Origin of the sequence: Mesorhizobium xinjiangense, assembly GCF_009749525.1 — a bacterium.
GTDB lineage: Bacteria > Pseudomonadota > Alphaproteobacteria > Rhizobiales > Rhizobiaceae > Mangrovimarina > Mangrovimarina xinjiangensis.
The window spans coordinates 1-21278 of record NZ_WOAC01000020.1 but is presented as its reverse complement, the minus strand read 5'-3'; the positions used below and the strand labels follow the sequence as shown (position 1 = coordinate 21278).

The following is a 21278-nucleotide window of genomic DNA, read 5'->3' as shown; positions in this document are numbered from 1 at the left end:
TAAGTTGGACCTTGGGGCAATACGGACACGGCGATTTCGCACCGCGACAGTCCGGGTCAGGTTGAGGCGGCGGCAATGGCGTCCTCGATGGCCTTTGCCACCACCGCCCGCTCCAGCGGCTTGACCAGATAGGCCGCCGCGCCTGCCGCCAGGCATTTTTCTCGTACGCCGATTTCGTCATAGCCGGTGATGATGATGGCCGGCACGCGCCGGTCCCGCATGCGCAGTCGATCAAGCACGTCCAATCCTTTCAGGCCGGGCATATGCAGGTCCACGAGTGCGCAATGGGGTGCGCACCGCTGCAGGCTGTCGAGGAATTCCTCGCCGGAGGCAAAGGTCTGCGGCCGGTGCGGAAGCGACAGGACGAGGCGTCGCAAGGCTCGGCGTACTGCATCGTCGTCGTCAACGATGGCTACTATGGATCCCGCATTGACCATCCCTATAATCTACAGCAAGGTGCGGGCCTGCCGTAATTGGCCTTGGGTCCCATGCGTGATCGCGTGGCCCAAAGGGCCCAACAGGCTCATCCAACGGGCTTCGTAAATCTCAGTGGGTTTCGTAAAGCGTGACCAGCCGCACCAACTCGGCCACGGTCTGGACGTCCATCTTTTCCATCATGCGGCCACGGTGGACCTTGATGGTCTTTTCGGCGATGCCGAGTTCCGCGGCGATCTGCTTGTTCAAGCGACCGGCGACGACATGGGAAAGGACTTCACGCTCGCGCGCTGTCAGGCTGGCCAGCCGACATTCCACCGACTGGCGCTGGTTTGCATCGGACCGCACCTGCAGATCGCGAACCAGGGCGGCGGAAATGGCCGCAAGCAGGGCCGGAGCCTCGACAGGCTTGGTCAGAAAGTCGATCGCTCCCGCCTTGATCGCCTTGACGCTGGCGGGAATATCACCGTGTCCGGTCAAAAAGATGATCGGGCGGTCCGAGGTCGCACCCGCCAGATTGTCCTGCAGGCCGAAACCGTCCATGCCCGGCAGGTGCAGATCAAGCACCGCACAACCCGGCACATCGGGATCGTGGCATTCAAGAAACTCCTCGGCACTGATGCAGGGCTGGACGCAATAGCCGACCGATCCGAGCAACCTGGAAAGCGCTATGAGGACCCCGGCATCATCGTCGACGAGATAGACGGTGGGCGTGTCGGCAGCCATCACGCGTTCCGTGAGATCGGCGGCAGCGTAAGCACCACCCGGGCGCCACCTGCCTCGTACTCGTCAAAGCCGAGCGTGCCGCCATGCGCCAGGGCGATCGACCGGCAGATCGGCAGTCCCAGGCCCATGCTCTTGCCGCCACCGCTGACGAACGGCTTGAAAGCGCCCTCGCGCATCTCTGGCGAGATGCCCGGCCCGCGGTCGGCGACCGACAGTTCACGCGTGCCGTCGTCGCGCATCCGCGTCTCGATGGTGATCCTGCGTTGCGAACTCGGCAGATGTGCCATCGCCTGCGATGCGTTCAGCATCAGGTTCAGGACGATCTGCTGCAATTGCGAGAAGTTCCCATTGACCAACAGCTCCTTTTGCTCGCGATGAACGTCGACCGTTGTCTGACGGGCGACGAGTTCGCCTCTCGTCAATTCCACCGTGGCGGCCACGACCTTGTTGAGGTCCAATGGCTCAAGCTCCACTTCACCCTTCAGCATGAGCTGGCGCAATTGCGCGATCACACCGGCCGCACGCCGGTCGTCGGTGGCGATGTCGCCGAGAATGTCCCTCAATTCATCGAGGTCCAGCGGGTCCTTTTCCAGCAATCTCGCGCCGGCCTCGGCATTGGCGAGGATGGAGGTCAGCGGCTGGTTCAGCTCATGAGCGAAAGCACCGGAAAGCTGCCCGAGCTGCGACGTGCGCGAAAGATGGGCCAGTTCCAGCCGCTCGAGCGCCAGTTCTTCCTTCATCGTGCGCCGCCGGCGGTCGATAACGACCAGCCCGGCGATCGTCGCCGCCTGGAGGGCGATGATCGCCATCGCCCCGAGAATCTCTGCGCGATAGCGTTCCCAGGTCGTCAGTTCGTGAAATTCGAGCAGCGTGGACGGGGGAAGACGCTCTTCGCTGATGTCCCATCGCTGCAACTGCCGCCAATCCACAACCAGGCGCCCCGTTGAGGCAATGATCTGCTCGCGCGGCGATTGGTCCGCCATGATCCGGTTGGCGAGCGCCGCCATGTCCAGGCCGACGCCCTCGAACGTCTCGACGAAGCCGCCCACCACGCCGGTGCCGATATAGGTGCTGTAGACGCTATAGGCGGGCGCCGCCGAGGCCGCCGCGATCTCGGCCGCCACGTCGCGCGGCACGAAAGTGCGGCCCGAGGCATCCTCGAACACGGTGAGTATCAGCAGCATTGCATCGCGCGGCAGCCGGGCCACGGCATCCTTGAATCCGTCAAGGGTCAGCCCGGACAGATATTGCACGCTCAGGCCGTCTTGGCGCCCGGAAAGCTCCCGGCGGGCCCGGATCTGCCATTGCCGGTCGAATTCGGACGAGCCCGTCAGCACGACGAGCTGTTGCGCCTGCGGTTGAAGCTGGCGCGCCAGGTCGAGCGTCCCGACAGGGTCGAACCGGCTGACGACACCCCAGATGTCGCGCGGCAGGGAGATGGAAGACAGCGAGGATTCGGAAACGCCCCCGAAGACCACCGGCGCGCCCGGCGCGATGGTCTCGCGATGCTCCAGCATGAAGGTCAGCGCGCCCGGCCCGCCGGCCAGCACGATGTCGATCGGAATCTTGGAATACTTCGCCGTCAGAAGCTCGGCCTGGCGGCGCAAATGCTCGGCCTGGGGGAAGCGCACGGCGTCGAGAAACTCGCTGTAATACTCGATCCGCGTCGGCGCGCCATCGGCAAATCCCTGCCGCATGCCGCTCGCGACTTCGACCACCGCACGAAGCGTGCTTTCGTTTTCGTAGACGATCAATATGCGTCTGACGTCCGTGACCTCATTGGCCTCGCCCCTCGCCGGGACCAGACACATCAGGACAATCAGAAAGGCAAGAGCACGCGACAAATCAGGTCCATAGATCAGTTCATCGGTTCACGGGATCGGTTCGCCGATCTAGCTCTTTGTCTTTTTTGCAATTCCGGACGAAAAACCGGTTCCCACGTCTCCAAGAATCACCCCGGAGGCAACGCAACGCGAAGGTAACCTATGGGCGACATGAAAGCCACCTTGCACGCATGGCCGCCGGGGACATTGCCCCAAAGTCCAACTATCCCATCACTGCACAAGTTCTAATATCGATGTTTGAGTGGCCGCATGATCCGGGTGCGGGCCGCGTGTAGCACATGGCAAGGCCGCGGAGGGACCTTCAAGGTGAAAGCAGACGCTTGCCTTCCCTGCCTGTGATCGCTGCAATTGTCGCCAGTGGTGTGGTTTCGTCTTGTTCACAGAAGGACGAAGAACGGAATGAAGGGTCGAAGACAATGAGCGCAAGACTGCTGTCATGCCTTCTCGTGGCTGCCGCGTCGGCGACATCCGCCTCGGCGCAGGATTCAGATCTGGCCAAGCAACTGGCCAACCCGATCGCCTCGCTCATCAGCGTGCCCTTCCAGTTCAACTACGACACCGGTTACGGCCCCAATGACGGTTCCAAGACCTATGTCAACATCCAGCCGGTGCTTCCCTTCTCGCTCAATGACGACTGGAACCTGATTTCGCGCACCATCCTGCCCGTCGCGTGGCAGGAGGACATAGCCGGACCGTCGGGCACCCAGTTCGGCCTCGGCGATACGGTGCAGAGCCTGTTCTTCTCGCCCAAGGCGCCGGGCCCCGGCGGCACCATCTGGGGCGTGGGCCCGGTCTTCCTTGTGCCGACCGCGACGGACGATCTGCTCGGCGGCGAGAAATGGGGCGCCGGCCCGACCGGCGTGGTGCTGAAGCAGTCGGGACCATGGACCTACGGCATGCTGGCCAACCATATCTGGTCATTCGCCGGCGATGGCGCGCGCAGCGACGTCTCGGCCACTTTCCTGCAGCCCTTCATCAACTACACCACGCATGACGCCTGGACGTTCGCGCTGAACACGGAATCCACCTATGACTGGGAGAGCGAGTCCTGGTCGGTGCCGATCAATTTCATGGTCAGCAAGCTGGTCACGATCAACAAGCAGCCAATCAGTCTTCAGGCCGGCGTGCGCTACTGGGCCGAGAGCCCGGAAAACGGGCCGGACGGCTTCGGCGCCCGGCTCGGCATAACCTTCCTGTTCCCGAAGAACTGAGAAATTCGATCGATGACGACGAGGGAGCAATTCCAGCAGAAGTGGAAACCGGTTTTCCGTCTGGAATTGGAAAAAATCGAAGAATTCGATCGGCGCGCCGGTCGAGGAGGATCGCCACGATGAGAATGCATGGATTTGTATCGGCCGGTGCAACTGTCGCGCTGGTGTTCGGCCTGGCCGGCGGACCTTCTCTCACCGCCGCCATCGCCCAGGAAGAGCCTGCGGCCGAAGACGCCGCCGTAACGGACCAGGCCCCTGCCCCGCTGAGCCAGGATGAGATGGAGGTGCTCGTCGCCCGCATCGCGCTCTACCCGGACGATCTTGTCGCGGTCATCTCGGCCGCATCGCTCTATCCGCTGCAGATCGTTGAGGCGGCACGCTTTCTCGACGACTACGACAAGGACAACAGCCTGAAGCCGAAGGATACGTGGGACGGCAGCGTCATCTCGCTGCTCAACTATCCCGAGGTCCTCAAGATGATGAGCGACGACCTCGACTGGACCCAGACGCTGGGCGACGCGATCGCCTATCAGCAGAAGGATGTCCTGGTCGCCATCCAGCAATTGCGCGACGAGGCGGTCGCCAAGGACATCATCAAGACCGACGACAAGATGACGGTTACCCAGGACAACGACAACAACGTGGTCATCCAGTCAGCCGCGCCGGACACCGTCTATGTTCCCCAGTACGAGCCGCAGATGCTTTACGTCGCCGATTATCCCCCCGCTCCGATCGGCTACTATCCCAACCCCTATCCCTATTACTACGACCCCACCGCGACCTTCTTCGCGGCGGCCGCCACAGGGGCGCTGTGGGCGGCAGCGGTCGACTGGAACGACTGGGACGTCTGGGGCGGTCCTTGGCATGGCGGCGACATCGATATCGATTGCGACCACTGCTTCAACAATCGCGACTTCGACGGCAAGATCAACTTCAACGATGCGAACTGGAAGAACATCGACCGTTCCAAGATCAAGATCGATCGCGATCAGTTCGCCAATATCGACCGCGACAATATCAGGAACAACCTCAAGTCCAGCCGGGACAATTCCGTGCGCGACCGCGCGACCAGCATAAAGCGCCAGCATGCCGGCGCCCGTTCCGGCGGCGTCGGCCGGACGGTGCAGGCGCGCGACGTGCGCAAGAGCACGCTGGATGGGCTGAAGGGCAGAGGCGATCGGGCGGCCAACCGGCCCGACATCCCCAGACCCTCCTCGCGGCCGAACATCCAGAGACCGGCCCAGAAGCCCGCCGTGCACAAACCGAACATCTCCAAGCCGGCGGCGCGACCGGCAGCCAGGAAACCGACCAAGATCAACCACCCGGTCGCCAGGAAGAAACCGGCGGCCCGGGCCGACCACCGGCCGACGAGACCGTCGGGGCTCGGCCATGTCAGCCACGGCAAGTCACAGAAGATCGCCGCACAGCGCGGCCACCACTCGATGGGAGGCGGCCGCCATGGCGGCGGTGCCGTCCATCGCGGTGGCGGCGGACACCGGGCCGTCCATCGCGGTGGCGGACGGCGGCGCTGATCAGGCGGACAGGAGACGACAATGAACACCAAACTTCATCGCTTGCTTGTCCGCCGTGCGCTGGCCGCGGGAATAGCCGCGGGCCTTGCGACATTCGCTCCCGCCAGCCTCGCCTGGTCGCAGGAAGAGGAGACCGGCATCTCCGCCTTTGCCGCCAAGGACGAGCCGCCGGCATACGATAATGCAGAAGCCGCGGTCGAGGCCTTCATGGAAGCGCTCGTCGCCGACGACGTGGATCGACTGGCCGGCGTTCTCGGCCTCGATGCCGCGCGCCTCAAGGCCGACGACGCCACGATGCAGAGCTATGCCGACATCCGTGCCAGCGCGGCAGAACAGGTCGTGGTGGAAGAGTTCGACGACCGCGCGCTGATCGACCTTGGAGCGGCGCTGTGGCCGTTCCCGTTCCCGGTGGTCAAGACCGAGGACGGCAAATGGGCCTTCGACACCTATGCCGGGCTGGAGGAGATCGTCAACCGGCGCGTCGGCGGGAATGAACTGGAGGCGATCGCGACCATGCGCGCCTATCTGGAGGCGCAGCACGACTATGCATCGCAGGACCGCGACGACGATGGTGTGCTGGAATACGCCCAGAAGCTCATCAGCAGCGAAGGCGCGACCGACGGGCTTTACTGGCCGTCCGAATCCGGTAGCGCTGCGAGCCCGGCCGGCGAATTCGTCGACCAGGCATCGCTCGATACGGCCGCCAAGGGTGACGGCTATTTCGGCTACCACTTCCGTATCCTCGCCGGACAGGGCGACAGGATCGCCGGCGGCGCCTATGATTATGTCATCAACGACAACATGATCGCCGGCTTCGGCCTCGTTGCCTGGCCGGCCCGCTATGGCGAAACCGGCGTGCAGTCCTTCATGGTCAACCAGAACGGCACCATCTACGAAGCCGATCTCGGCGCGGCCACCGATGCGATCGTCAAATATGTCGACCGTTTCAATCCGGACGAAAGCTGGAATGTGGTCGGAGACTGAGGACAGGATGCGCGCCGGGGCGGCAGAGACCATGCACTGCGTTGGCGAGCGGGACGCTCGATGATCCAGCTCGCCACGCTGCTCGCCCGTCCCCTTCTCGGAAAGCTGCCACTGCCCGATGCCGCCAAAGGCAAGCTCGCCGCCGTCAGTGCGCTGCTCAACGGCGGCAGCGGCGAAAGCTGGATCGCGCTCGGGCGTCAGCAGGCGACATTGCCCTATAACGGGCATGTCCGGACGCGCAATGCATCGAGCGAACAGGGAACGGTCACGCAGGATGGCAAGCCTGTCGGCTGGATCCAGTTCGACTGGCCGGCCGACCAGACGGTCGACGACTGCGTCCTGCATCGCGCGCGCTGGCGCTTCTACCGCAACGGCCTGATCAGTCTCGAAATCGTCGCCGGCAAGGACCGCTCGGGCCTCGATGCCACCGATCTCATCGGCCACGCGATCGAACTGCGCGACAAGAGCGGTTTCCTGATCGGCGTCTGGTCGGGCGCCTTCCTCGTCCACAAGGGCACCGACCGACAGGTGTTCCAGACGTCCATCACCGACGAACACCAGCCCTTGAAACTGCATTTCGACGACATTGCAGGCGATCAGGACGGCGCCGGCTTCCGGATATGACAATCGAATGATGCCTCAACCGCCCCATCGCGGCGCACCGGCGGCGTTTCCGGCGCCGGCCGCATCTGTTATCGCTGCACGGATGGCCATGGTTCGGATTCTCGTCGCCGCATTCGCGTTTCTTGCCTTTGCCGCAGCGACAACGGCGCTGGCCGACGAGAAGACGCCTGGCTTCGCTGGGTCCGCGGCCTGCGGCACCTGCCACGAGCCGCAGTTCGACGCCTGGACGGACTCGCACCACGGCTGGGCGCTGCGCGAGCCGACACCGCAAAACGTGCTGGGCGATTTCGACGACGCGACCTTCGAGCACAAGGGGGTCGTCTCGCGCTTTTTTCGCGAAGGTGACACGTTTTACGTCGAGACCGACGGCGCCGACGGCAAGCTTGCCCGCTTCGAGATCAGATATGTCGTCGGCGTTGAACCGCTGCAGCAATATCTGGTCGAACTCGATGGCGGGCGGCTGCAGGCGCTGGATATCGCCTGGGACACCGAAGCTGGGCGCTGGTATCACCTCTATCCGCAAGAAGACGTCCCGGCCGGCAACGGGCTGCACTGGACAGGGCCCTACAAGAACTGGCAGGCGCGCTGCGCGGTCTGCCACCAGACCGATTTCCGCAAGAACTACGACCCGAAGTCACGCAGCTACCAGAGCACGTGGTCGGAGCTGACGATCGGCTGCGAGGCCTGCCACGGACCAGGCGAGGCGCATATCGCCTGGGCTGAAAAGGATGCCGGCTATGATGCCGGGCACTGGACGGGACTGGCATCGCACGGGCTCATTGCCCCGCAGGGCCGCAACCGGCAGGCGATCGAGCAGGATATGTGCGGCCCTTGCCATTCGCGGCGCGAGACCCTCGGGCCCAACAGCACCTTGCCGGGCGAGCCGCTGGGCGACCACTACAACCTTTCGACGCTCGGCAGAGGGCTCTATTTTGCCGACGGCCAGCAGGACGAGGAGGTCTATATTCTCGGTTCGTTCCTGCAGTCGAAAATGCACGACAAGGGCGTGACCTGCAGCAATTGCCACGAACCGCATTCGGGCGAGCTTCTGGCCGAGGGCAATGCGGTGTGCACCCAGTGCCACAACGAAGCCGGGCGCGAGGAGTTTCCCTCGCTGGTGCTGAAGGATTACGATTCGCCGGACCACCATCACCACCCGGAAGGCAGCGCCGGCGCGCAATGCGTCTCCTGCCACATGCCCGAGCGCGACTATATGGTCGTCGACGGGCGGCGCGACCATTTCTTCCGCGTGCCCGACCCGCTCCTGTCCGACAAGGTCGGCTCGCCCGATGCGTGCCTGTCCTGCCATGAAGGCCGTGACGCGGCCTGGGCCGCGGACGCCATCGAACAGTGGGCACCGGATCGTCCGCCGGCGGATCACCATGACGCGATGCTGTTCGACGCCGTGCGCCGGGATGGGCCGACACCCGAACGGGTGGCCGAACTTGCGGCGCTTTCGCGTGACACGAGCAAGCCGGCAATCGTGCGCGCCAGCGCGCTGCACGAGATCGGCGATCGACTGGACGAGGAAACCAGACAGTCTCTCGCGGAGCTCCTGGCCGACGGAAGCGACATTGTGCGCCAGGCGGCGGTGCGGCTGTGGCGCTCCGCCCCGCCGCCCGAACGCGCGCAGCGCCTGCAGCCGCTGCTTGACGATCCCGTCGCTTCGGTCCAGGTTGCCGCCGCGCTCGAGCTCGCCAGCATTCCACCCGATGCGCTGCCCGAGGAGAGCCGCACGGCGCTCGGAACGGCGCTCGACGCGCTGCGCGCCTCCATGACCGCCAAGGCGGATTTTCCCGAGACGCAGATGGCAATCGGCGGCCTCGCCATGTCGACCCGCAACTGGGCGGCCGCCGAGGCGGCCTTCGCCGAGGCCGTCTTCATGGATCCGCAGCTCGTCCAGGCCTGGCTGACGCGCGCGCGCATCGCCGGGGCGCTCGGCAGGCGCGGCGATGCCCGGGATATCCTGACGGCGGCACGCGCGAAGAACCCGGACGAGCCCGCCATCGCCGCCGCTCTGGCACAAAGCCTGATGCAGGAGGGACGCACCGCCGAAGCGGTTCCGCTCTTCAAGGACGCCGTCGCCGCCGATCCGGCCAATCTGGAGACGCGCATAAGCCTCGCCTACGCGCTCTTGCAGTCCGGCGATGTCGCCGCGGCCGGCGCCGAGATCGACCTCCTGCGTGCCCGCGCCGCCGACACGCCCCTCGTCATGGTTCTGCACGGCCTCTATCAGGTTGCATCCGGCGACATTGCTGGCGCCCGCGAGACGGTCCGCACCCTGACGGCGCGTCATCCGACCATGCGCCTGCCGCCACAGCTCGAGGCGTTGTCGCGGATGCCTTAGGAGTTAAACGACAACAGCCATTGTGCTACTCTCGGTTGCCTGCCCGATTAATGCCGACTGATCCCCAGGCCGTCTGGAAACTGACCACTTTTGCAGGAGGTGACAATGAAAGCCGTGCGTTTCGTCGAAAGCGGCCATCCGGCCGAAATCGTTGATATCAAGGCCCCCACGCCCGGCCCCGGCGAAGTGGTCATCAAGGTCGCCGGGGCAGGCGTCTGCCATTCCGACCTGCACGTGCTCGACCACGATATGGGCCTTCCCGGCCCCTTCACGCTCGGCCACGAAAACGCCGGATGGATATCCGCGCTCGGCGACGGCGTGACCGGCTGGAAGGAGGGCGACGCCGTTGCGGTTTACGGCCCCTGGGGCTGCGGACGCTGCCACACCTGCCAGACCTCGATGGAGAATTATTGCGAGAACCACGCCAGCCTGGGCACGATGGGCGGCGGGCTCGGCTCCGACGGCGGGATGGCGGAATATATGCGCATTCCCTCGCCGCGCCTGCTGGTTTCGCTGCAGGGCCTCGATCCTATCGCCGCCGCGCCGCTTTCCGACGCGGCGCTCACCCCCTATCACGCCATCAAGGCCGCGTTGCCGATGCTGACGCCTGAAGCCACCGTGCTGGTGGTCGGCATTGGCGGCCTCGGCCATATGGCGGTGCAGATCCTGCGAGCGATGACGTCGGCGCAGCTCATCGCCGCCGATATCGACGACGACAAACTTGCCCACGCCAAGAAACTCGGCGCCGCCCATACCGTCAATACGGGCGATCCGAAAAAGGCCCTGGAGGCCATTCGCGACCTCACCGGCCCGCGCGGCATTACGGTGGCGCTCGATTTCGTCGGCGCCCAACCCACCATCGATCTGTGCGTGCAGGTGGTGGGCCGCAACAGCCGCCTGTACGTGGTCGGGCTGGCCGGCGGCGTGGTGAACTATGAAGCCAACAATCCGCCTTACGGATGCCAGGTGATGGTACCCTATTGGGGCTCGCGCACCGAATTGATGGAAGTCATCGCGCTCGCAGCGGCCGACCATATCCGCGCCGACGTCGAAACCTTTCCGCTGGAACAGGCCGTCGAGGTCTACCAGCGTCTGCGCGACGGCAAGATCCACGGCCGCGCGGTGTTGCTGCCCTGATCATGGGTTGGGTCCCCACGAAATTGCACCAGCCCATCGAATGCGCCGACGCGGAACATGAAACGCCCCACTTCGACGCCGCAATCCTGTTGCCATCGAGCATTCAGCACCGCGCCCGCTGCCCGCACGCCATGTCGCTTCGTTCCGCCAATTTGATGAGTAGAATTATCAACTTTTTCGCCGACATAGACGTTTTTGCGCTGCGCGGGAATGTGTTTCTGCCCGTTGAATGTGCCGTGCGGGTTCACGGCGCATCGTGGCATGAATGACACAGTTCTTCGCCACGCGCCGATCGTCACTCCCGGCGTTCGATCATGCCAAGCAGAGCGGATATCGCCAGCGGATAGCCCTCCGCTCCCAGCCCCGCCAGCACCGCCGTCGCAACACCGGACACGAGCGAGTTGTGATACATCGGCTCGCGGCGGTGAATATTGGAGATGTGGAACTCGATCAGGGGCCCCGGAAACATTTTCAGCGCGTCCATGATCGCCATCGAGGTGAAGGTGAACGCCGCCGGGTTGATGATCAGTCCCGCCGCCTCGTCGCTCGCCTCGTGGATCCACTCGATCAGTTCGGTCTCCGAATTGCTCTGCCGAAAGACAAGCGGCCTATCGCCGGTCGCGTTCCGGCAGGCGGATTCGATCTCGGCCAGCGTCGTGGTTCCGTAGATCTCAGGCTCGCGCAACCCCAGCCGGTTCAGGTTGGGTCCGTTCAGGATGTAGATCGGGCGCGTCATCGTCTTGGTCCTTGCCTATCCATTGTAGCCGAACAGCCGCGGCAGCCAGAGCGACAGATCGGGAACGAGCGTTATGATCAAGAGCGCCGCCAGCATGGCGATGAGAAACGGCATGACCTCACTGGCGATCTTCTTCAAGGGCTGACCCGAAATCGTCGTCATCACGAACAGGAGAAGCCCATAGGGCGGCGTGATGAGCCCCAGCATGATGTTGACCACGCAAACGATTCCGAAATGGACGAGGTCGATGCCGAGCGCGTTCGCCGTGGGGATGAATACCGGGACTACGACCAGCAAGATCGTCGTGCCTTCGAGCAGGCAACCCAGCACCAGCAGGACAACGTTGACGATCAGCAGGAAAGCGATCGGCGTGAGCTCGAAGCCGGCCAGCCAGGCGCTGAGGGCCGCCGGAATGTTTTCCACCGTGACCACGTAGTTGAAGACCAGCGCTCCCGCGATCAGCATTCCGATGGACGCGGTGATGCGCGCGCTTGACAGAAGCGAGTGGTAGAGAGCGCGGGCCGTGACGCTGCGATAAAGAAGCGCCGAAACAAGCAACGCATAGAGGGCGGCAACGGCGGCGGCCTCGGTCGGCGTGGTTGCGCCGCCATAGATTCCGCCCAGCAGGACGACGGGCATCATCAAGGCAGGAAAGGCGCGCAGCGTGATGCCGGGCAGCTGGCGCACGGGCACGGGCGGCTCGACCGGAAAATTGCGCCGGCGCGCGGAGGACAGGATGATCGCGGCCTGAAAGAGCCCCATCATCAGACCCGGCACGACGCCGGCGAGGAACAGGTAGCCGATCGAGGCATCGGAGACGAGCGCGTAGATGACCACCGGGATCGAGGGCGGGATGATCGGCCCGATCACCGCCGACGATGCGGTCAGCGCGGCGGCGAACTGGGGCGGGTATTTGCCGCCCTCCGTCATCATCTTCTGCATCAGCTTGCCGGTGCCGGCAGCGTCGGCAATGGCTGATCCCGACATGCCGGCGAATATGACGCTTTGGGCCACGTTGACCAGGGCAAGCCCGCCTGGAAAGCGGCCGACGAACGCATTGCAAAAGGCCAGCAGACGCGTCGTCATGGTGCCGGTGTTCATGAGTTCGGCGGCGAGGATGAACAAGGGAACGGCAAGCAGGATATAGCTGGTGAACAGCCCGTTCAGGAGTTGTTCGGCCGCCGTGCCCATGTCGAGCCCTGAGATCATCAGATAGAGGATCGAAGACGCGATCATGGCGTGCCCGATAGGCAGGCCGAGGAGCGCCAGGACGACGATCGAAAGGACGCTGACAGCGAAGGGATCGAGCCCCATCATTGGGCGCCCTCGCCACGATGAGCGTCTTCGTCACTGCCCCGCAAAGCCTGAACGAGAATCCAGACGTAACGGACGATCACGGCCACAGCGAACAGAATGTAGATCGAATAGAGCCAGTCGTATCGTATATCGAGATACGATGTCTCCTGGATCTTCATGAAGGTGACGTAGTCCCAGACCGCAGGGAAGGAGTACCCATAGAGAAACAGCAGTGCCAGCGCCGACAGGATCGTCATCACCCGGCGCGTTCTCCTTCGGACCGTGCCGTAAATCAGGTCGAAGCGGATCTCCTCGGATTCCTTCAGAACGAAGCCCGCGCCCCAAAGCACAAGCCACAGCCACATGACGATGGTCAGTTCGGAGGCAGGGCCGGTGGGAAGATTGAACAGGTAGCGAAACGCCACCTGCACGATGAAGGCCACGAACATCGTCGCCAGCATCAGCGCGGCGAGATTCTCCGCCCGACGGTGCAGCCACCCGCCAAGTCTCAGCAATCGCTCTTTCATGGGTCCGCCAGTCGCAGGCGTGTCCGGCGCAACCGCCGGACACGTGGTGCAGCCACCCGCCAAGTCTCAGCAATCGCTCTTTCATGGGTCCGCCAGTCGCAGGCGTGTCCGGCGCAACCGCCGGACACGCCACATCAGTTACAGGGCGTTGATACGCTCGAGCATGCCTTCCGGCCAGTCCTTGGACAACTCGCTGTCGAGATACATCTGCTGGGCATGCTCGCGGAACGAATCCACGTTCGGCGTGTAGATCTCCAGCCCCTGCTCCTTAAAGAGATCGCCAAGTTCCTGTTCGCGCTTGAGGTGCTGTTCGGTCGACCAGGCGATGGCCTCGTCAGCAGCTTTCTCGAACGCCGCCTGCTGATCGGCATCCATGGCGTCCCAGGCCTTCTGCGAGATCACCAGAAGATCGTAGCCGACAAGGTGCGACGTCAGGACGAGTTGATCCATCACCTCGTAGAACTTCATGTTCTCGACATTGGGAAACGGATTATCCTGTCCGTCGATGGCACCGGTCTGCAGGCCCGTATAGACTTCCGCATAGGCCATCGGTGTCGGATTCGCGCCAAGCGCCTTGCCGAGGAACTGCCAGGCGTCGCCGCCGGGCATCCTGAGTTTTACGCCCGCCATGTCCTCCGGCGTCTCGATCTTCTTGTCGATGCGCAGCCCGACCTGACGCGTGCCGAAGTAAGTGGGCCCGAGAATGTGGATGCCAAGCTGGTCCTCGGCCATGGCCTTCATCTCGGCGCCCGCCTCGGAAGCGAAGAATTTCTTCAGGTGATCGGCATCGCGGAACAGATAGGCGGACGTCAGGATCGAGAAAGCCGGGATCTGGTTCGCGATATCCTGCGGGGCGACATTGCCCATTTCCAGGTTCCCGCGCTGGATGGCGACGATCTCGGTGCCCTGCTTGAACAGGTTGCCGCCGTAATAGAGCTCCATGTCGGCGATGTCGCCGGCCGACTTTTCAAGCCGCTGCATCATCTCGGCGCGGATATCCTGTTCGGAAAACACGGCCGAGAATCGCAGCGTTGGCTTGTCCTGCGCAATTGCCGGTGCACCCAGTACGATTGCGGCGGCGGAAAGCAGCCCCAACGCGGTTCTGCGAGTAGTGTTCAGCATGGATGGTCCTCCCTTTTGGTCCATGGGTTTCAGTTGCTTGGCGCCGATCCCGGCCGCATCAGCCGGGACTGCGCCGCCACCCGGTATGGCGCGTTTGGACCGCCATAACCGGAGTATCCGCCCTGCCTTTCGACGATCTCGAAAAAGATTCCGTCGCCGAAGGGGCGCGAATAGAGTTGCAGAAAGCTGCCTTGGCCGGTCCGGTCGTAAAGCAGGTTGGCCTTGCGCAGCCGCGCGACGAATGCCTCGTCCAAGCCGAAACGCGCGGCCAGGTCATCGTAGTAGTTGCCCGGGATCGGCAAGGGCTCGAAGCCGTTTTCTTCCAGTGCTTCGGCCGCTGCAAATATGTCGTTGGTTGCCAGCGCGACATGCTGGACCGACGATCCGAAACTGTCGGCAATGAAGCGGCCGGCGAATGTACGATGGGTTTCGGCCCCGTTCAGCGTGATCCGGAACGCGCCATCAGGGGATTCGATAGCCTGTGAGCGCACCAGCCCGCCGGGATCGACCACGTCGACCATCGGCTGCTTCGCCGTCTCGAACAAAGAGACGTAAAAGAGCGACCAGGTCAGCATTTCCTCGTAGTTCATCGTCTGGGCGACGTGATCGACACGCGTCAGTCCGGCGGAGCGGCCCGGCGCATCATCCTCGACCGGACGGAACTCGGTCCGCCAGACTTCCGACAATCCGCTCGTATCGTCGATGAAATGCATGATGCCCGCGCCCACGCCCCGGATCGCCGGAATGTCCATCTCGCCCGGCCCGACCGGCTGATGGAAGGGCGCGGCACCGAGCGCGCGGGCCCGGGCGACCGTGTCATGGGCATCGTCGACCTTCAGCCCGACATCGCAGATATTCAGTCCGTGGGCGATATGGGACGCGTGCGCAAACCCGTCGGGATCGGTATTGACGACCATCCGGACCTCGCCCTGCTGCCAGAGCTCGACCGCCTTGGCGATATGCCGCCCGACGCGCCGGAAGCCGAGGCTGCGCAAGAGCCCGGCCAGCATTTCGGTCTCGGCTTCGTTGGCGGCGAATTCGACGAAGGCAACTCCGTCGGCGTGGATACGCGCGGGCATTTCCGGCACCGCGATTGCGATATCCGGCTGCTGCCGCGATACCTGGTCCATCAGGTAGAGCAGCGAGCGGTGCCCATCCACGGCGATGGTGTGGGGGCTTCCGCCCCTGAACTGATCGTTAAAGACTTCCAGGCTCAACGGTCCGTCATAGCCCGTTGCCGCCACGGCCCGCATGAAACCGGCGACGTCGAGGTCGCCCTCGCCCGGCATGTTGCGAAAATGCCGCGACCAGTAGAGCAGGTCCATCTCGATCAGCGGCGCATCGGCAAGCTGGACAAAGAAGATCCGATCGCCGGGAATGGCGCGAATTGTGTCGGAGTCGATCTTGCGGGCCAGCGTGTGGAAACTGTCGAGGATCAGGCCGACATTCGGATGGTCGGCCCGGCGCACGACCTCCCAGGCGTCACGGTGATCGTGGACATGCTTGCCCCAGGCCAGGGCCTCGAAGCCGGCCCGTAGCCCGCGCCTGGCCGCCCTCTCGCCCAGTTCGGCAAAGTCGTCGGCCATCCGCGTGACACCGCCCAATGCCTCCGGGTGAACCGACGAACAGACCAGCATCAGGTCGGTGCCGAGTTCCTGCATCACGTCGAACTTCCGCTCGGCCCGCTCCATGGCGCGCCGCCGCAACGGCTCCGGCAACCCCTCGAAATCTCGAAATGGCTGGAACAACGTGATGTCCAGCCCATGGTCGCGAACCATCCGGCCGACATCGGCCGGCGAACCGTCAAAGGCGATGAAATCCTGCTCGAATATCTCGATACCGTCGAAGCCCGCGGCAGCAATCGCCGCCAGCTTTTCGCGCAGGTCACCAGCCAGGCAGACGGTGGCGATTGACGTCTTCAACCCTCCACCTCCGTCTCGAACGAAGAGAACGCCCGCCACATACGCTCGGGGTCCGCCTTCAGACCAGTGAACAGTTCAAATGCGCGCACGGCCTGGAACACCGCCATTCCCGCGCCCGACAGAACCGCGCAGCCCTTCGCGCGCGCCGTTGCCAGAAACGCGGTCTCCAGTGGAAAATAGACGATATCAGCGATCCAATGCCGCGTTTCGATCAACTTGTCGGCGATCGGCAGGCCGGGCAGCTTCGCCATTCCCATCGGAGTGGCGTTCACAAGTCCGTCGGCCGCGGCCGCAACTTCGGCCGGATCGCTGACGGCCTTGGCTCGCTCTTCTCCGTAGCGACCGGCCAAACGTTCGGCCAGACGATGCGCAGCGGCGTCATTCGTGTCGCAGATCAGGAGGAGCCCGGTTCCCTGCTCCAGTAGCGCGTTGGCAACGGCCGCGCCAGCCCCACCCGCGCCGATCAACAGGACCGTATCCCGTCCGGCATCCGGCAGACCACGGCGGAAGCTCTCGCCGAAGCCCCAGCAATCCGTGTTGTGGCCGCAGCGCCGGCCGTCACGGAAAACCACCGTATTCACGGCGCCGACGGCCCGCGCCGCCTCCGACAACTCATCGAGAAGCGGCAGGATTTGCTGCTTGTAGGGATATGTCACATTCAGGCCGTTGAAGCCCTCGTCCTGGAGGCGCACGAGCAATGGGCCGAGAGCGGTATCCGTATCGGCGCCGGCCGTGTCGATCAGCCTGTAGTCGTAGTCGAGCCCCTGTGCCCGCCCTTCTTGCATGTGCATTCGTGGCGTGCGGGACGGACCCACGTCGCGGCCGAGAAGACCGACGACTACGTTTTGTCTGACGTTCGTCCCCCCGCTTTCAACCATGTTCGCTACGCCTCCCCACGCTCGGCGACTCGCCGTACTCCGAACACATATTGTTCGCATCGGTTAATTCAGTCAAGAATGTTCGTGACAGTTAATATCGTCACAAGCTATGGAAAGATCGGTCGGTCCGGGCGATGATCGCGGCCGGAACCACGAAGAGCGGGACATGACCATGACGATTCAGGCCAGCGCCGACACCGTCGACCACCCCCGGCGAAGCTGGAAACAGGATCCCGATGGCGTGCGGGCAAATATCCTGCAGGTGGCGCGGGAAGCTTTTGCCAACAAAGGCCTGACGGGCGCGAAGATCGAGGAGATCGCGGCGCGCACGGCCACCTCGAAGCGGATGATCTATTACTATTTCGGAGACAAGGAAGGACTTTACCGCGAGGTCCTGGCCGATGCCTATCGTCGGATGCGCGTTGCCGAAGATACGCTCGACCTCGAAGACATGCCGCCGGTCGATGCGCTGCGCAAGCTGGCCGAGTTCACCTTTGACCACCACAGGACATCACGTGATTTTATCCGGCTGGTGATGATCGAGAATGTCCACAACGGCCAGCATATGCCTGACGCGGCAGAGATTTCGGGCCAGAACAGTTCGGCCATTCGCCTGCTCGAAGACATTTATGACCGCGGCCGCGAAGCCGGCCTGTTCCGGCCGGGGCTGAGCGCGGTGGAGTTGCACTGGCACATCTCGGCGCTGTGCTACTTCAACGTCTCGAACCGTGCGACCTTCTCGCAGATCTTCGGCGATGAATTGTTCAAGCCCGAAGGTCAGACAAACCTGCGGCGTCACGTCGGCGACATGGTTCTTCGTTTCGTCCTGATGCCCGACAAGATTGCCGAGATGCGGGGTTAGCCAAAACCTGATTGCAAGCCGTGCGTTGGAGCTGTTGTCCCGCCCATCCCGTAACGCACTACCGCGCCCGGCGCGCCTTGCGCTTCTTCCACCAGATGATGGCGCCGGTCACCGAAAGCACCGAAACGAGCAGCCCCATGCCGGTCGCCAGCAGATCCAGAGACCGCCCTCCCAGCTTGAACGTGCGCGGCGCGCCCTGCCTCAGATAGCCGCTTTGCGGCTGCGTGACCCAGTAGGCCGTGTCGGCGACGTTATCGACATTGAGCCACAGCGAGACCGGATGGCCGTTGACCTCCGTCTCGTAGCGCGCGCCCAGGTCGAACAGGGTAACGGAATCCACATGCCAATTGTTGTTTGCATCCACCGGCCGCTCGCCGAGATAGCGCATGCTCGCGGTCAAGGTCAGTGGAAGGTCGAACGGGCGATATTCCGTGTACGCGGCAGCCTGCCAGCGCGCCACGCCCTGTATGTGCTTGCCTTCGAGTGACGGATCCGTCGTTTTCTCGTTGGTCGCGTCGAGATGCATGAAGCTGCCGCCGACGAACCATTGCGGGGTCAGGCTGAACTTTCCGCTCAGTTCCACCCCCTGGTAGAGGGCCTCGCCGTCCTGCGTGAAGACATTGTCGTCGGTGGTATAGGTCAGTCCCCGCTGCAGGCGGAAGGCGGCGACACTCGCCGACCAGTCTTCGCCCTCCGCCTTGACGCCGATCTCGTACTGCTTGCTCACGAGCGGGGGAAAGACTTCGTTGGCATTCGTGGCGGTTATGGGGGCGGTGGCCCCCTCCTCCAGTGCCTCGACATAGCTGGCATACAACGAAACACCGTCGACCGGGCGATAGACGGCGGCAAGCGTCGGCGTCGTGGCGCTCTCGTCGTAGCCCGACAGGTCACTTTGCAAGCTGCCGTGACGCAGGCCGAGGATCACGTCCAGCCTGTCGCCGAAATGCAGCGTGTCGGCGACGAAGACCTCGCGCCGCCTGGTGCGCTCATACGGGGTCGTCGCCTCGTCGAAACTCACATAGCCGCCGAAGGAATTGTCGAAATCCACCGGATCGGCAAGGTTGCCCGAGCCGAAATCGCCAGCGTAATACGCGTCCTCGGACCACGAGCTTTCGGTCCAGATATAGGCTGCGCCGAACGTCAGATCGTGCGTGACCGGACCGGTTTCCCATTGTCCCGTCAGCGTTGCCTGCGAATGGCGGCTCTCGAAACGGTTCGAGTAGTTCGTGAAGCGCATGGCATAATCGCCCTCGGTATTGGCGAAAATGCCGGGCAGCAGGTATTCGCGGCCATTGTCTGAAACCCGGTGTGCGAGTGTCAGGTTCCAATCCGTCGCGAACTGCCAGGAAAGGTCGGTTCCGTAGCTGAGATGGCGCGATCCGTAGCGCGAGAAGGTGGGCGCCAGGCGGCGGCTACCGTCGATCGGCGACAGGGGCGCCGCCAGGGCATAATTGTTGGCGACACCGTCGGCATTGGGGATGACGGCCCAGTAGCCGCCATTGCGGATGTGCTCGCCCGCCAGAATATCGGCCCGCCAGACGAGATCGGGCGTTATGCGCCAGTCCATGGCCGCCGAGCCGGAGATGCGCCGCGACGTGCCGCCATCAACATAGGTGTCGCCGGATTCATGCGCCAGATTGATGCGATAGCCGATCGCATCGTCGGGGCCGAAGCGGCCACCGACATCGCCATGCACGAGCGCGAGGCCGCTATCCATCACCTGGGCATTCAGGCTGCGCAGCGGTTCGTCGGTCGGCCGCTTCAGCACATGGTCGACGATGCCGCCCGGAGCGCCGAAGCCATAGAGAAATCCGCTCGCGCCCTTGAGAACCTCGACGCGTTCGAAATGCTCCAGCGGCAGATCGTCGGCCCGCACGCGCACATTCATGCCGTCGATCTTCCGGCCGGTATTGCCGTCCGGCGTCAGGCCGCGGATGGCGAGCGCATTGTTCTCGGTGACGAGATTGTCCGACATGAGCCCGACCGAAGCATCGTTCTTGGTCGCGTCGGCCAGAGAGCGCGCCTGAATGTTGTCCATGAACTCGCGAGAATAGCTCTCGATGCTGTAGGGCGTATCCTGAAGCGACTTCTCGCCAAGCACGCCAACACCGACTTCGCCCACCCGGTAGCCGTCCGCCGCGGTTCCATCACGCAACGCGTCCTCGACCGTGATCCTTTCCAGTACGGTCGCCCCTTCGATCACACCGCCGCCGCCTTGCAGCGATACGGATTATTCCGTCGGTGCTGGTGACCGTTCCGTCGGCCCCGATCGTGAGCGTGCCATTGCCATCATCGCCGACAAGAAGGATGTCTTGGGAGATATTCCATGGCGAGGCGTGGTCGCCGGGCACGGTGACGGTCTCGCCACCATCGATGACCTCCAGCGCCTAAACCGGATGCAGGCCCGCCGCCGCGCAAAACAGCGCCGCAAGGGCCGTGGACACATAAAGCGTGCGCAAAGGCATCGCACCGGACAGCCCTGAGCCGACTCCGGAGCGCGTGCAACGCATGCACGTGGCGGTGCAAAATCTGTCCTGCCCGCTTGTGTCCGGTTCCCGATTGCTACGCTGCAAAACTTTGTACCCCCAATTCCCTTCTGCGATCACAAACGATCTCCGATCACCATGCCCGGCAGGTGAACAAGACATACGGCAGCGACGCACGAGGATTGGCGCTCGACAAGCTTTCCTGCCAGCAGCGCCGCCGCTCCGCCCGCGTTCCAGATCGCAAAGCGACGCCCAAAGGTCCCGAACCGTCATGCAAATATGCCCCTCGTAGCGTGCTGCCTGTTCGAGGGCCTCGATAGCAGAACAATCTCCCACCAATATTTGGTTGAGCCGGATTCCAGATTTTTCCGCACTCGGAACGGGATTTTTTTCCGTCAGAGCAGAAAAAATCTTACTTTGACCGTGACGGCCCGCCTATCGTGCCGCGCGATGGCAGGCAGACACGACACCGAATCAATAGGGGGACGGCTAGCATTCGGGAACGCAGGATCAGATTTCGCCACATTCGCACCTTCCTGGAGGTTGCGCGCCAGCGCAGCGTGAGCCGCGCGGCCGAGCGCCTGCATACCGCCCAGCCGGCCGTCTCAC

The 21278-nt window shown here is 63.5% G+C and carries 20 protein-coding genes; 8 read left to right on the top strand and 12 right to left on the bottom strand.

What is annotated here, in order from left to right:
• Positions 1-56: 56 nt before the first annotated feature.
• The 3 genes from GM909_RS19460 to GM909_RS19450 form a co-directional block, all read right to left on the bottom strand.
• Positions 57-437 (bottom strand): response regulator transcription factor, encoded by a 381-nt coding sequence (locus tag GM909_RS19460; RefSeq protein WP_157018878.1) that lies wholly within the window; start codon positions 435-437, stop codon positions 57-59.
• 109 nt (positions 438-546) lie between these two features.
• Positions 547-1161, bottom strand: a complete 615-nt coding sequence (locus GM909_RS19455) for a response regulator transcription factor (RefSeq protein WP_157018877.1) — start codon at positions 1159-1161, stop codon at positions 547-549.
• Complete coding sequence (locus tag GM909_RS19450) at positions 1161-3005, bottom strand: sensor histidine kinase (RefSeq protein WP_235911980.1); 1845 nt, start codon at positions 3003-3005, stop codon at positions 1161-1163. Before GM909_RS19450 ends, GM909_RS19455 begins: the two co-directional genes overlap by 1 nt.
• Positions 3006-3421: 416 nt before the next feature.
• Here GM909_RS19450 and GM909_RS19445 point away from each other — a divergent pair, with 416 nt between their 5' ends.
• From GM909_RS19445 to GM909_RS19420, 6 genes are all read left to right on the top strand, one after another.
• On the top strand, positions 3422-4216 hold the full coding sequence (locus GM909_RS19445) for a transporter (protein ID WP_157018876.1): 795 nt from the start codon (positions 3422-3424) through the stop codon (positions 4214-4216).
• A gap of 119 nt (positions 4217-4335) precedes the next feature.
• Complete coding sequence (locus tag GM909_RS19440; RefSeq protein ID WP_235911979.1) at positions 4336-5748, top strand: DUF3300 domain-containing protein; 1413 nt, start codon at positions 4336-4338, stop codon at positions 5746-5748.
• 21 nt (positions 5749-5769) lie between these two features.
• Entirely contained in the window at positions 5770-6732 is a 963-nt protein-coding gene (locus GM909_RS19435; protein WP_157018875.1) for a DUF2950 domain-containing protein, read from the top strand.
• A gap of 60 nt (positions 6733-6792) precedes the next feature.
• Positions 6793-7356 (top strand): hypothetical protein, encoded by a 564-nt coding sequence (locus GM909_RS19430; RefSeq protein WP_157018874.1) that lies wholly within the window; start codon positions 6793-6795, stop codon positions 7354-7356.
• 88 nt (positions 7357-7444) lie between these two features.
• Entirely contained in the window at positions 7445-9703 is a 2259-nt protein-coding gene (locus GM909_RS19425) for a tetratricopeptide repeat protein (RefSeq protein WP_198174317.1), read from the top strand.
• 105 nt (positions 9704-9808) lie between these two features.
• Positions 9809-10840 carry an NAD(P)-dependent alcohol dehydrogenase gene (locus tag GM909_RS19420; RefSeq protein WP_157018872.1) on the top strand — a complete coding sequence of 344 codons (1032 nt, stop codon included), beginning with the start codon at positions 9809-9811 and terminating at the stop codon, positions 10838-10840.
• Here the strand turns inward: GM909_RS19420 and GM909_RS19415 are convergent.
• The 7 genes from GM909_RS19415 to GM909_RS19385 all read right to left on the bottom strand — a co-directional run bounded on the left by GM909_RS19415 (position 10786) and on the right by GM909_RS19385 (position 17321).
• Positions 10786-11088: a hypothetical protein gene (locus tag GM909_RS19415; protein WP_157018871.1), complete on the bottom strand. Its 303-nt coding sequence runs from the start codon at positions 11086-11088 to the stop codon at positions 10786-10788. The genes GM909_RS19420 and GM909_RS19415 overlap by 55 nt on opposite strands.
• Positions 11089-11135: 47 nt before the next feature.
• A complete protein-coding gene (locus GM909_RS19410; RefSeq protein ID WP_157018870.1) occupies positions 11136-11576 on the bottom strand; it encodes a type II 3-dehydroquinate dehydratase in 441 nt (146 codons plus the stop codon).
• 15 nt (positions 11577-11591) lie between these two features.
• The gene (locus tag GM909_RS19405) at positions 11592-12893 is read right to left on the bottom strand and encodes a TRAP transporter large permease (RefSeq protein ID WP_157018869.1); all 1302 of its coding nucleotides are present in this window, start codon (positions 12891-12893) and stop codon (positions 11592-11594) included.
• Complete coding sequence (locus tag GM909_RS19400) at positions 12890-13399, bottom strand: TRAP transporter small permease (RefSeq protein ID WP_157018868.1); 510 nt, start codon at positions 13397-13399, stop codon at positions 12890-12892. The genes GM909_RS19405 and GM909_RS19400 overlap by 4 nt, the downstream gene beginning before the upstream one ends.
• Positions 13400-13537: 138 nt before the next feature.
• Positions 13538-14521: a sialic acid TRAP transporter substrate-binding protein SiaP gene (locus GM909_RS19395; RefSeq protein WP_157018867.1), complete on the bottom strand. Its 984-nt coding sequence runs from the start codon at positions 14519-14521 to the stop codon at positions 13538-13540.
• A gap of 29 nt (positions 14522-14550) precedes the next feature.
• Positions 14551-16443, bottom strand: a complete 1893-nt coding sequence (locus GM909_RS19390) for a bifunctional sugar phosphate isomerase/epimerase/4-hydroxyphenylpyruvate dioxygenase family protein (RefSeq protein WP_157018866.1) — start codon at positions 16441-16443, stop codon at positions 14551-14553.
• Positions 16440-17321: a shikimate dehydrogenase gene (locus GM909_RS19385; RefSeq protein ID WP_157018865.1), complete on the bottom strand. Its 882-nt coding sequence runs from the start codon at positions 17319-17321 to the stop codon at positions 16440-16442. The genes GM909_RS19390 and GM909_RS19385 overlap by 4 nt, the downstream gene beginning before the upstream one ends.
• 172 nt (positions 17322-17493) lie before the next feature.
• Here GM909_RS19385 and GM909_RS19380 point away from each other — a divergent pair, with 172 nt between their 5' ends.
• On the top strand, positions 17494-18183 hold the full coding sequence (locus tag GM909_RS19380; RefSeq protein ID WP_157018938.1) for a TetR/AcrR family transcriptional regulator: 690 nt from the start codon (positions 17494-17496) through the stop codon (positions 18181-18183).
• 58 nt (positions 18184-18241) lie between these two features.
• On the opposite strand, the gene GM909_RS19375 is transcribed toward GM909_RS19380, so the two are convergent.
• Positions 18242-20386, bottom strand: a complete 2145-nt coding sequence (locus tag GM909_RS19375) for a TonB-dependent siderophore receptor (protein WP_157018864.1) — start codon at positions 20384-20386, stop codon at positions 18242-18244.
• Positions 20331-20534 (bottom strand): hypothetical protein, encoded by a 204-nt coding sequence (locus tag GM909_RS26515; protein ID WP_198174316.1) that lies wholly within the window; start codon positions 20532-20534, stop codon positions 20331-20333. The genes GM909_RS19375 and GM909_RS26515 overlap by 56 nt, the downstream gene beginning before the upstream one ends.
• 629 nt (positions 20535-21163) lie before the next feature.
• Here GM909_RS26515 and GM909_RS19365 point away from each other — a divergent pair.
• On the top strand, positions 21164-21278 hold a 115-nt coding region (locus tag GM909_RS19365), incomplete at its 3' end, for a LysR family transcriptional regulator (protein WP_157018936.1).

Bases quoted from the DNA above. Each gene is read 5' to 3' on its own strand.
- GM909_RS19460 (WP_157018878.1), bottom strand. From the start codon at position 437: ATGGTCAATGCGGGATCCATAGTAGCCATCGTTGACGACGACGATGCA.
- GM909_RS19455 (WP_157018877.1), bottom strand. From the start codon at position 1,161: ATGGCTGCCGACACGCCCACCGTCTATCTCGTCGACGATGATGCCGGG.
- GM909_RS19445 (WP_157018876.1), top strand. From the start codon at position 3,422: ATGAGCGCAAGACTGCTGTCATGCCTTCTCGTGGCTGCCGCGTCGGCG.
- GM909_RS19440 (WP_235911979.1), top strand. From the start codon at position 4,336: ATGAGAATGCATGGATTTGTATCGGCCGGTGCAACTGTCGCGCTGGTG.
- GM909_RS19435 (WP_157018875.1), top strand. From the start codon at position 5,770: ATGAACACCAAACTTCATCGCTTGCTTGTCCGCCGTGCGCTGGCCGCG.
- GM909_RS19430 (WP_157018874.1), top strand. From the start codon at position 6,793: ATGATCCAGCTCGCCACGCTGCTCGCCCGTCCCCTTCTCGGAAAGCTG.
- GM909_RS19425 (WP_198174317.1), top strand. From the start codon at position 7,445: ATGGTTCGGATTCTCGTCGCCGCATTCGCGTTTCTTGCCTTTGCCGCA.
- GM909_RS19420 (WP_157018872.1), top strand. From the start codon at position 9,809: ATGAAAGCCGTGCGTTTCGTCGAAAGCGGCCATCCGGCCGAAATCGTT.
- GM909_RS19410 (WP_157018870.1), bottom strand. From the start codon at position 11,576: ATGACGCGCCCGATCTACATCCTGAACGGACCCAACCTGAACCGGCTG.
- GM909_RS19405 (WP_157018869.1), bottom strand. From the start codon at position 12,893: ATGATGGGGCTCGATCCCTTCGCTGTCAGCGTCCTTTCGATCGTCGTC.
- GM909_RS19400 (WP_157018868.1), bottom strand. From the start codon at position 13,399: ATGAAAGAGCGATTGCTGAGACTTGGCGGGTGGCTGCACCGTCGGGCG.
- GM909_RS19395 (WP_157018867.1), bottom strand. From the start codon at position 14,521: ATGCTGAACACTACTCGCAGAACCGCGTTGGGGCTGCTTTCCGCCGCC.
- GM909_RS19385 (WP_157018865.1), bottom strand. From the start codon at position 17,321: ATGGTTGAAAGCGGGGGGACGAACGTCAGACAAAACGTAGTCGTCGGT.
- GM909_RS19380 (WP_157018938.1), top strand. From the start codon at position 17,494: ATGACGATTCAGGCCAGCGCCGACACCGTCGACCACCCCCGGCGAAGC.